Annotated in this window: 1 protein-coding gene; it reads left to right on the forward strand. The window is 31.8% G+C overall.

The features are described 5' to 3' along the window. A partial coding sequence (locus ABDH49_09330; protein MEN3047139.1) for a type III-B CRISPR module-associated Cmr3 family protein occupies positions 1-274 on the forward strand: 274 nt, incomplete at both ends.

The raw sequence follows: 274 nt of genomic DNA on the forward strand, positions 1-274 counted from the left end.
AAGGACAAATAGACAATATAGATGGCTTCTTAGATGATATTACGCTGATGGATTATCTTACATGCAAAGTAGAGGGACGAGAGTTTCAATATGTAAAGAGAAAAAATTTTTATACCTATGAAACAAAAATTGGTATAGCAAGAGAAAAGACAACCTTGACATCAAAAGAAGGACATTTGTATAGAATACCTATGATCAGATTGAAGGATGATGTTGGTATTTTAGTAAAAATCTCAGGAATTGCTGAGGATATACCTCAAGAAGGAATTTTACA

The sequence above is a fragment of the Candidatus Hydrothermales bacterium genome, assembly GCA_039630235.1.
Taxonomy (GTDB): Bacteria; Hydrothermota; Hydrothermia; order Hydrothermales; family JAJRUZ01; genus JBCNVI01.